Here is a 10,126-nt window from a genome sequence, read left to right as displayed (position 1 = left end):
GTTACTACAATGAAGTTGAGCGTTTTCCTGTGTTTACCGTAGAGCGTATCACGCATCGAAAAAATCCTATTTATCACTCCACTTATACGGGCAAACCCATTGACGAGCCTGCCGTTTTAGGCGTAGCACTTAACGAAGTGTTTGTGCCTTTGTTGCAGCAACAATACCCAGAGATTACTGATTTTTATTTACCGCCAGAAGCCTGCTCCTACCGCATGGCTGTAGTTAGTATTAAAAAGCAATACCCAGGTCATGCCAAACGGGTAATGATGGGTGTTTGGTCATTCTTGCGTCAATTTATGTACACCAAATTTGTGATTATCGTCGATGACGATATCGATGTTAAAGATTGGAAAGAAGTTATTTGGGCGATGACTACACGAGTAGACCCCACCCGTGACACCACATTGATCGACAACACCCCAATTGATTACCTAGATTTCGCCTCCCCTATTTCTGGTCTTGGCTCCAAGATGGGTATCGACGCCACCAACAAACTCCCTGGAGAGACGGATCGTGAATGGGGTACGCCAATTGTGATGGATAAAGATATTATTCAAAGGGTGGATGACATTTGGTCAGATTTAAAGATTGATTAATTGCAAAAAATCCTGAATTAACTATTTACAATTCAGCTTAACAAAGTATAATTCTTTTTTTTCGGAGTGTAGCGCAGCTTGGTAGCGTATCTGGTTTGGGACCAGGTGGTCGAAGGTTCAAATCCTTTCACTCCGACCATATTATAAATTTGCTCATAAACTCTTGAAAAATCCTAATGGATTTCAGTAGCAAAACACCTATTTTAGGTTTATGCGCCCTTAGCTCAGCTGGATAGAGCAACGGCCTTCTAAGCCGTAGGTCACACGTTCGAATCGTGTAGGGCGTACCAAGTTTATGGCGGGAATAGCTCAGTTGGTAGAGCCCCGGATTGTGATTCCGGTTGTCGCGGGTTCAAACCCCGTTTCTCGCCCCATATTTTAAAAGGCCTTGCGGCCTTTTTTTATGTCTGATTGTAGGTACTTTTTCTAATAAAGTGCACTTTTGCGCGCACTTATGTATCTATACCCATTTCTCTCAGCATTAAATAGGCTTCAAGATCATCACACCCGCCCACATGTTTTTCACCAAGGAAAATTTGCGGATAAGTCAACTCATTAGGCGCCATTTTAAGCATGTCATCGTTTGTCCAATTAACTTCATCTACCAAACGAACTTCGTATTCAACACCCTCTTCATCCAGCATTTCTTTTGCTTGAGAACAGTATAAGCAATTAGGCTTTGTCCAAATTATATTTTTCATTATTAATTAATCTAAGTGTTAAAAATTCGATCAACATCTTGTTCATCAAAGAATAGATGCTCATTACAAATTTCATTGTGAATGGCTATTTCTCCACGCTCTTTTAGCAAATCGCGAGCATCTTGCTCGCCCAAATCAAAGATAATTTTTTCAAAACGTTTGCGATCTTTTGCGCATTCATACGTCACTGTATTGGCATCAAATAATTCTAATGTTTCTTCATGGAATAATCGATGAAGCAGTGATTCAACCGATAACTCATTTAGCTCTTGATTAGTTATTGTGTTGGCTAACACACCTACCCTGTGCCAACCTTCATCATCATGCTGATCAGCTTCAGGTAGTTTTTGTAACAATAGTGCACTCAAATTATCAGCGGTTGAACTTACCCACAATTTAGACTCTAATTGCTCTGATTGTGAAAAATAATCCTCAAATGTATCGATTAATCCTTTGGCATTTCTAGGCACTAGAGACTGAAAACTATGATCTGTTTGTGCATTATACAAAGTAGCGACAATTTGACCTTCTCCTAAGATTTCATCTAAAGAATGCTCAGCTGTTATGCTGCCCTCTGAGCGCACCATACCTCGAATTTTTAAATCGTTAGTTACCTCAACTAGCAATAAATTAACCATGCCATCGCCTTGTACTTGCAGGGTTAATTTGCCTTGATGCTTCATGCCATTGGCCAGAAAAATTCCCAGAGCGCTTAGCTCGCCCAATAATTGACGTATTAATTCGCCATAACCTCGATTATGGATCATTGCTTGCCAGGCATCGTTTAACGCAATATGCTGGCCGCGAATGTCTAAATCTTTAAAAATAAATCTTGTTTGTGTATTCATAGGTATGATTTTAATTTATAGCCAAGCAAGCAAGTAACAAAGTGATCGAAAGAAAAATTACCATTAAAACTGAAAATAAATTGCTCATTGATGCTTTAGTTGACGCAACAAGCCTCTCTAAACAAGCACTTAAAACTGCTCTAGATAAAGGTTGCGTCTGGCTTAAGGCGGGTAAAAAAACCAACCGCATTCGTCGCATTAAAAAGCCACTTAAAACTGGCAACGAAGTGTTTATTTATTTTAATGAAAAAATTTTATCCGCAATACCAAAACAACCCACCCTGATTCTGGATAAAAAAGGCTATAGCATCTGGTTTAAACCAGCAGGGGTGTTTTCTCAAGGGTCAAAATGGGGGGATCATTGTGCACTCACTAGACTGGTTGAGAAAAAACTAGATCGACCCACTTTTTTGGTGCACCGCCTTGATCGTGCAACCAGCGGAATTATGCTGATCGCTCACTCAAAAGCCATGGCCAAAGCACTGTCGACATTATTTGCTGATAGACTAATCAAGAAAACTTATTTGGCAATCGTATCGGGAGACTTTCCCCATAAAAAAATCAGCTTAACGTCTGATATTGATGGAAAACATGCGTTAAGTCATATCACCAAGCTTGGTCAAAATGAACAAAAATCTCTACTTAGCGTGCACATTGAAACCGGGCGAAAGCATCAAATTAGAAAACACTTAAGTGAGATAAATTTTCCTATTATTGGTGATCGTTTATACGGCACTGCCAAGAAAAATCATCCAGAAGATTTACAACTGCAAGCCATTAATTTAGCGTTTAATTGCCCGATTGATCAACAACCAATCAATATTACTCTGCCTGATGAAGATCAACTAAAGCTTTAGATTAAGAGCAATCTCGCTCCACTTCCCTATCCCAAATAGCTGGAATAATAATTCGTAAACATTCTGCCACTGATAGCTCTGCACAAATCGCAGGCTCGTCTAGCTTTTGATGTTTATGCTTTTCAGGAGTAATAGGTACAGGAGGTTTTAGCGTTATGTCTGCTGTGTTTTTTTGATCTTCACAGCCTGATAACAATAACAACGACAAAAATAAAATTCTAATCATGCCAATAATTGTACGCCAATTGACTTGAATCTAGATGATAAAATCCCCATCTATTACTTACTATATAAATTTAAAAGGAAACCCATGCGCAGAATATTTTTATTTTTAATGACCAATATTGCCATTCTGGTTTTACTCAGCATCACACTAAGTTTATTAGGTGTTGAAGGTATTTTGGCTGAAAATGGATCGGATCTTGATCTAAATGCACTGCTCATCTTTTCAGCTGTATTTGGTTTTGGCGGTGCGTTTATTTCATTGGCTATTTCTAAGTGGATGGCCAAGCGCATGACCGGCGCCGTCGTGATTGAATCACCAGCCACTAATCTTGAAAAATGGCTAATGACAACTGTTGAAAGCCAAGCAAAAATCGTTGGTATTCAAATGCCAGAAGTAGCAATTTTCCCCTCTGCCTCAATGAATGCATTTGCCACGGGTGCAAGCAAAAATAAAGCACTAGTTGCTGTTTCTCAAGGCTTGTTAGATAACATGAATAAAGGTGAAATAGAGGCGGTGGTTGGCCATGAAATGAGCCATGTGGCAAATGGTGACATGGTTACTCTGACATTGATTCAGGGTGTTGTTAACACCTTTGTTATCTTCTTCTCACGTGTTATTGGTCATTTTGTTGATCGTGTTATTCTAAAGAATAATCGTGGTCATGGTATTGGCTATTTTGTTACTACTTTATTTGCACAAATTGTACTATCCATCTTAGCTTCAACGATTGTCATGTATGTATCGCGTAAGCGCGAATTTGTTGCTGATACCGGTGGTGCTGATTTAGCCGGACACCAAAATATGATTGGCGCGCTGAAACGCCTTGGTCAAGTTGAGCCTGAAGCGCTACCTGAGCAAATGGCTGCTTTTGGTATTGATGATAAAAAAGGTTTTGCTGCTTGGTTTTCATCACACCCACCTATTGAAGATCGTATTGCTGCACTAGAGGCACGCGCCACAAACCTAGGAAAATAAATTATGGCTATTGATATTAAATCATCAGATGAAATAGAAAAAATGCGCGTAGCTGGGCGCTTAGCAGCTGACGTGCTTGATATGATTTCGCCCCATGTTAAAGCGGGCGTTAGCACTGATGAACTAGACAAACTCTGCCATGATTATATTGTTGACGTGCAAAAGGCTATTCCTGCACCACTGAATTATCACGGTTTTCCAAAGTCAATTTGTACCAGTATTAACAACGTAGTGTGTCACGGCATCCCTTCAGACAAACGCTTAAAAAAAGGTGATATTGTTAACATAGACATTACCGTGATCAAAGATGGCTACCATGGTGACACCTCTAAAATGTTTACAATTGGCAAGGCCAGTGTCAAATCACAACGCATTTGTCGAGTGGCTCAAGAATGCTTGTATGTTGGTATTAAGAAAGTTAAGCCTGGTATTCAATTAGGCGAAATTGGCCGTGCCATTGGTGCGCATGCACAAGCTAATAACTATTCTATTGTGCATGACTATTGTGGTCACGGCATTGGTTTAAAATTTCATTCAGAGCCACAAGTCGTACATTACGATGATGGCAACGTCGCATCAAGCCCAATTTTAGAAGAAGGCATGACCTTTACCATTGAGCCAATGGTGAATGTTGGTGGTTATGAGGTGGCTACATCCAAGGTTGATGGTTGGACAGTGACCACCAAAGACCGCTCATTATCGGCACAATGGGAACACACCATTTTAGTAACTAAAGATGGCTATGAAATCCTCACTCTACGAGCAGAAGAGGACATTTAATCTAGGGCTAGCTTATGCTAAAATAAGTGTTTTTATTGTCACCTAACTCTAAGCGTTGAAAAACCTAAGAAACTATTTTATTTCTGGCCTGCTTTTTTGGATTCCATTAGGCCTAAGCATTGTTGTTATCAAGTTCTTTTTAGAGCTGGTCAACGACATCGTGCCTGCGCAGTATTTACCCGAAGCTTTATTCAATCTAGAGCGCGCCATTCCAGGATCCGGTATTGTTTGGGTGTTGCTAATTATTATTATTACTGGCATCTTGGTTAATAATTTTATTGGCCGAAAAATTATTGAATTATGGGAAAAACTCCTAGATAAAATCCCAGGATTTCGTGGCATTTATAAAGCCTTAAAACAGCTTTCTGATACCGTGCTTAGCCCATCAGGCAATAGCTTTAAAAAAGCCCTATTAGTCGAATACCCGCGTAAAGGTATGTGGACTATCGCCTTTCAAACTGGTAATTACCAGGGGGAAGTAGAGGAAAAAATTGGGCAAGAAATTATTAATATTTACGTGCCAACAACACCCAACCCGACCTCTGGTTTTTTTATCATGCTACCCAAAAGTGACGTGATTGAGCTAGACATGAGTGTTGATGAAGCATTTAAACTGATCATCTCTACCGGTGTGGTAGAACCAAACAAAGGATAAAAATATGAGAACGAATTATTGTGGCGAATTAAACAAAGACAACATCGATCAAACGGTAGAAATATGTGGCTGGGTAAATCGTCGTCGTGACCATGGTGGTGTGATCTTTTTGGATATGCGTGATAAGCGCGGCATTGCTCAAGTTGTAATCAACCCAGATAATGCTGATTTTGCAACCGCTGAAACCATTCGTAATGAATTTGTACTAAAAGTTAGCGGTACAGTGATTGCCAGAGGTGAAGGTCTAGCCAACCCAAAACTAGCCTCAGGTGAAATTGAGATTGTTGCTGACAAAATTGAGATTCTTAACGCTTCTAAGCCGACACCTTTTCAGATTGATGCAACTGACACCTCAGAAGAAGTTCGATTGAAATATCGCTACCTTGACTTACGCAACGATGCCATGCAAAAACGCATGAGACTTCGTTCAAAAGTTACGCACTTTATGCGTGAGTTTATGGATGACAATGATTTTTTAGACATTGAAACACCATTTTTAACCAAGGCCACGCCAGAAGGTGCGCGTGATTATTTAGTACCTTCACGCACCCATCCAGGTGAGTTTTTTGCCCTACCTCAATCACCACAGTTATTCAAACAACTCTTAATGATGTCGGGTTTTGAGCGCTACTATCAAATCGTTAAGTGCTTTAGAGATGAAGATTTGCGTGCTGATCGCCAACCAGAATTCACTCAGCTAGATATTGAAACCTCATTTATGAATGAAGTTGAAATTATGGCGATGATGGAAGAAATGACTCGCGGCATGTTTAAACATGCTATTGATGTTGACTTAGGCGATAACTTCCCACAAATTACCTATGCTGACGCCATGCATTTATACGGTGTTGATCGCCCTGATATGCGAATCCCGATGCAAATGACTGACATGGATGAGCTTATGCAAGGTGTTGACTTTAATGTATTTTCTGGCCCTGCTAGCAATGACGACTCTCGCGTTGCTGCACTTCGCGTACCCGGTGGTGCAAGCATTAGCCGTAAAAAAATTGATAAATACACAAAATACGTTAGCATTTACGGCGCCAAAGGCTTGGCTTATATTAAACTCAACGAAGATGGCCCAGCCTCTCCAATTTTAAAATTCTTAGGCGATGAAATAACCGCTAAAGTAATTGAAATGACTGGCGCTCAAACAGGCGATATCATTTTCTTTGGTGCGGATAAAACCAAAATTGTTAATGAGGCACTGGGTAATTTGCGTGAACAACTAGCCAAAGACTTAGACTTGTATGAAAAAGAATGGGCGCCAATTTGGGTGATTGACTTTCCGATGTTTGATCAAAACGATGACGGCTCATTAAGCGCTATTCATCATCCGTTCACCGCACCAAGTGTTGATGCTAACACCTTAGAAAAAACAGCGGAAACCGCCCTATCAAGAGCTTACGATTTAGTCATTAATGGCTCGGAAGTGGGTGGCGGTTCTATTCGTATTCACCAAGTAGAAATGCAGCAAACTGTTTTAAAACTATTGGGTATTTCTGACGAAGAGGCGCAAGATAAATTCGGCTTCTTACTAGATGCACTTGAGTACGGTTGTCCACCGCATGGTGGCATGGCGTTTGGCCTTGATCGTTTGGTAATGATCATGACAGGTAGTGATTCAATTCGTGATGTGATTGCTTTCCCTAAAACACAAACAGCCGCTTGTTTATTAACCGATGCGCCAGCTGAAGTGCCAAGAAAAGTACTTCGTGAACTTAGCGTACAAGTGAGTTTAGCGAAAAAAGACTAAATTTTTGTGAGCAGTATTACCGATCAAATTAAGGCTGAATTAACCGCTAATAATGCCGTTTTGGTAGCGCATTATTACGTCAGTTCTGAATTACAAACGCTGGCTGAAGCAACAGGTGGTATTGTTTCAGACTCCTTAGAGATGGCGCGCTTTGGTCAAAATTCTGATGCTGATACCATTGTTGTAGCTGGTGTTAAATTTATGGGTGAAACGGCCAAAATCCTTTCTCCTGAAAAAACCGTGCTAGTGTTAGACACAGAGGCAACCTGCTCTTTAGATGAAGATTGTCCAATTGATGAATTTTCAAAATTCTGCGATCAACATCCTCAGCGAACTGTCGTGGTCTATGCCAATACTAGCGCCGAAGTTAAAGCACGTGCTGATTGGGTGGTCACTTCAGGTAGTGCACTTAAGGTTGTTGAGCATTTAAAAAACCAAGGTAAAAAAATCCTTTGGGCGCCTGACAAGCACTTAGGTAATTATGTTCAACAAGAAACCGGCGCTGACATGCTACTTTGGCAAGGTTCTTGCGTGGTTCATGAGCGCTTTAAGGCAGATGCTTTAGCAAATTTGAAAGCACACCATCCAGATGCTGCTATTTTAGTACATCCAGAATCACCACAATCTGTGGTTGATTTAGCCGATGTTGTTGGCTCAACCACCGCTCTGATTAACGCTGTACGTGATCGAGATGAGCAAGTCTTTATTGTGGCCACTGATAACGGTATTTTTCATAAGATGCGTGAAGTCGCCCCTCATAAAACATTAATTGAGGCGCCAACCGCTGGCGTTGGTGCAGATTGTGAATCTTGTGCGCACTGCGAGTGGATGGCAATGAACACTTTAGAGAACTGCCTCAGCACATTAAAAACGGGCAACAATGAGATAAAAATTGATTCGTCAGTTAATCGACAAGCGCAAAACTCAATACAAAAATTACTCGACTTTACCGCATAAGGTAAAATCTAACAAACTTAAAAACTGGAGATAACTTCATGGCTGGACATAGTAAATGGCACAATATTCAACACCGTAAAGGCGCACAGGATGCCAAACGTGGAAAAATCTTTACCAAGCTCATTAAGGAAATCGTTATCGCTGCTAAAGCAGGTGGTGGTGTGATTGAAAATAACCCAGGCCTTAGGATGGTAATCGATAAGGCGCTAGCTGCTAATATGAAGCGTGACACCATTGAAAATGCAGTTAAACGTGGCTCAGGCGATCTTGAAGGTGAAAACTATGATGAGGTGCGTTATGAAGGTTACGGCCTTGCAGGTACAGCAATTATGGTTGATACACTAACTGACAATCGCAATCGTACGGTTGCTGATGTGCGTCATGCCTTTACTAAACATGGGGGTAATTTAGGCACTGATGGCTCAGTTAATTATTTATTCACCAAGCAAGGTTTTATCAATTTTGAATCTGGCGATGAAGATCAAATTATGGAAGTGGCGCTAGATAGTGGCGCTGAAGATGTTGTTACTAACGAAGACGGCTCAATTGATGTGATCACCACCCCTGAAGAATTCTTCACGGTTAAAGACGCACTGACTGATGCAGGTCTTGAATCTACACATTCACAAGTAACCATGGAGCCTTCAACACGTGTAGAGCTTAACCTGCAAGATGCTGAAAAATTTATGAAATTAATTGAACGCTTAGAAGATTTAGACGACACACAAGAGGTTTATCACAATGCTGATATTTCTGAAGAGGTTATGGCACAACTATGATTCACATCCATCAAGGCATTAGTGCATTAGGCGCTTTTAAAACTCAAGCTTTACAAGCTAAACTATCTCAAGCTCAGCCCGGCCTATCACTACTAGGCGCTGAATTTATTCATTTCGCTGACCTTAATGCAAGCCTTGATGAAAATCAAACAAACCAGTTGGCACAATTACTTTCCTATAGTGAAACGCTAACGATTAATAACGCTAAATCTAGCCTTATTATTATTCCAAGACTAGGAACAATCTCGCCTTGGTCTTCCAAGGCAACGGATATCATGCACTTATGTGATATGGCGCAAATCAACCGCATAGAACGCGCTGTTATTTATCATTTTGATACTGAAATCATTAACCAAGCAGAAGTATTAACTTGTGTGATGGACAAAATGACTGAATCAGAATTAAATAGTATTGATGATGCACACAGGTTGTTTGACCATTTTGAGCCGCAACCTTTCGTGCGTGTTGATATTCTATCTCAAGGGAAGTCAGCCTTAGAAAAGACCAATGCCGAATTAGGGCTGGCTTTATCTACGGGTGAAATTGACTATCTGGTTGATAGTTTTACCAAACTTGAGCGTAATCCAACTGACATTGAGCTTATGATGTTTGCACAGGCAAACTCTGAGCATTGTCGCCATAAAATCTTTAACGCTGATTGGAAAATTGACGATGTAGAGCAAGCTAAGAGTCTGTTTGCCATGATTCGAAACACCTATCACAAACATCCTGAAGGCCTACTCAGTGTTTACTCTGACAACTCAGCAGTTATGGCAGGTTATGAAGGTGAGCGCTTTTATGCAGATAAAGACGGAAAATACGTCAGCTCAACAGAGCACCGCGCCATCTTAATGAAAGTAGAAACACACAATCACCCTACCGCAATTGCCCCACACCCAGGCGCTGCAACTGGCTCGGGTGGTGAGATTCGAGACGAAGGTGCAACGGGTCAAGGCTCTAAACCTAAAGTTGGCTTGTGTGGATTCAGTGTTT

11 protein-coding genes, 3 tRNA genes and 1 pseudogene are annotated in these 10,126 nt (G+C 40.8%); 12 read left to right on the top strand and 3 right to left on the bottom strand.

The annotated features are described in order from the left end of the window. The 4 genes from PSN35_RS04295 to PSN35_RS04280 all read left to right on the top strand — a co-directional run. On the top strand, positions 1 to 599 hold a 599-nt coding region (locus tag PSN35_RS04295; protein ID WP_300029943.1), incomplete at its 5' end, for a UbiD family decarboxylase domain-containing protein. Between the two features lie 62 nt (positions 600 to 661). Next, positions 662 to 738: transfer RNA gene (locus tag PSN35_RS04290), tRNA-Pro, on the top strand. A gap of 74 nt (positions 739 to 812) precedes the next feature. Beyond that, positions 813 to 889, top strand: a tRNA-Arg gene (locus PSN35_RS04285). A gap of 8 nt (positions 890 to 897) precedes the next feature. Then, positions 898 to 973, top strand: a tRNA-His gene (locus PSN35_RS04280). 78 nt (positions 974 to 1,051) lie between these two features. Here the strand turns inward: PSN35_RS04280 and PSN35_RS04275 are convergent. Both PSN35_RS04275 and PSN35_RS04270 read right to left on the bottom strand, forming a co-directional pair. Beyond that, positions 1,052 to 1,300: a glutaredoxin gene (locus PSN35_RS04275; RefSeq protein WP_300029941.1), complete on the bottom strand. Its 249-nt coding sequence runs from the start codon at positions 1,298 to 1,300 to the stop codon at positions 1,052 to 1,054. 11 nt (positions 1,301 to 1,311) lie between these two features. Next, complete coding sequence (locus PSN35_RS04270) at positions 1,312 to 2,148, bottom strand: Hsp33 family molecular chaperone HslO (RefSeq protein WP_300029938.1); 837 nt, start codon at positions 2,146 to 2,148, stop codon at positions 1,312 to 1,314. 41 nt (positions 2,149 to 2,189) lie between these two features. Between PSN35_RS04270 and PSN35_RS04265 the strand changes: the two genes are divergently transcribed. Then, positions 2,190 to 3,005 carry an RluA family pseudouridine synthase gene (locus PSN35_RS04265; protein WP_300029935.1) on the top strand — a complete coding sequence of 272 codons (816 nt, stop codon included), beginning with the start codon at positions 2,190 to 2,192 and terminating at the stop codon, positions 3,003 to 3,005. 1 nt (position 3,006) lies between these two features. On the opposite strand, the gene PSN35_RS04260 is transcribed toward PSN35_RS04265, so the two are convergent. Then, positions 3,007 to 3,231, bottom strand: a complete 225-nt coding sequence (locus PSN35_RS04260) for a hypothetical protein (RefSeq protein ID WP_300029932.1) — start codon at positions 3,229 to 3,231, stop codon at positions 3,007 to 3,009. 84 nt (positions 3,232 to 3,315) lie between these two features. Between PSN35_RS04260 and htpX the strand changes: the two genes are divergently transcribed. From htpX to PSN35_RS04225, 7 genes and pseudogenes are all read left to right on the top strand, one after another. Next, positions 3,316 to 4,206, top strand: a complete 891-nt coding sequence (gene htpX, locus PSN35_RS04255) for a protease HtpX (protein WP_300029929.1) — start codon at positions 3,316 to 3,318, stop codon at positions 4,204 to 4,206. Positions 4,207 to 4,209: 3 nt separating this feature from the next. After that, positions 4,210 to 4,986 carry a type I methionyl aminopeptidase gene (gene map, locus PSN35_RS04250; protein ID WP_300029926.1) on the top strand — a complete coding sequence of 259 codons (777 nt, stop codon included), beginning with the start codon at positions 4,210 to 4,212 and terminating at the stop codon, positions 4,984 to 4,986. A gap of 55 nt (positions 4,987 to 5,041) precedes the next feature. After that, the gene (locus PSN35_RS04245; protein WP_300029923.1) at positions 5,042 to 5,641 is read left to right on the top strand and encodes a DUF502 domain-containing protein; all 600 of its coding nucleotides are present in this window, start codon (positions 5,042 to 5,044) and stop codon (positions 5,639 to 5,641) included. A gap of 4 nt (positions 5,642 to 5,645) precedes the next feature. After that, positions 5,646 to 7,397, top strand: a complete 1,752-nt coding sequence (aspS, locus tag PSN35_RS04240; protein WP_300029920.1) for an aspartate--tRNA ligase — start codon at positions 5,646 to 5,648, stop codon at positions 7,395 to 7,397. Between the two features lie 6 nt (positions 7,398 to 7,403). Continuing rightward, a complete protein-coding gene (gene nadA / locus PSN35_RS04235) occupies positions 7,404 to 8,354 on the top strand; it encodes a quinolinate synthase NadA (RefSeq protein ID WP_300029917.1) in 951 nt (316 codons plus the stop codon). Positions 8,355 to 8,392: 38 nt separating this feature from the next. Continuing rightward, positions 8,393 to 9,133 (top strand): YebC/PmpR family DNA-binding transcriptional regulator, encoded by a 741-nt coding sequence (locus tag PSN35_RS04230; protein WP_300029914.1) that lies wholly within the window; start codon positions 8,393 to 8,395, stop codon positions 9,131 to 9,133. Beyond that, positions 9,130 to 10,126 (top strand): annotated as a pseudogene (locus PSN35_RS04225) (phosphoribosylformylglycinamidine synthase); the annotation flags it as partial. The gene PSN35_RS04230 and the pseudogene PSN35_RS04225, both read left to right, overlap by 4 nt.

This window comes from Candidatus Thioglobus sp., assembly GCF_028599055.1.
GTDB lineage: Bacteria > Pseudomonadota > Gammaproteobacteria > PS1 > Pseudothioglobaceae > Thioglobus_A.
This window is presented reverse-complemented; position numbering and strand designations above follow the sequence as displayed.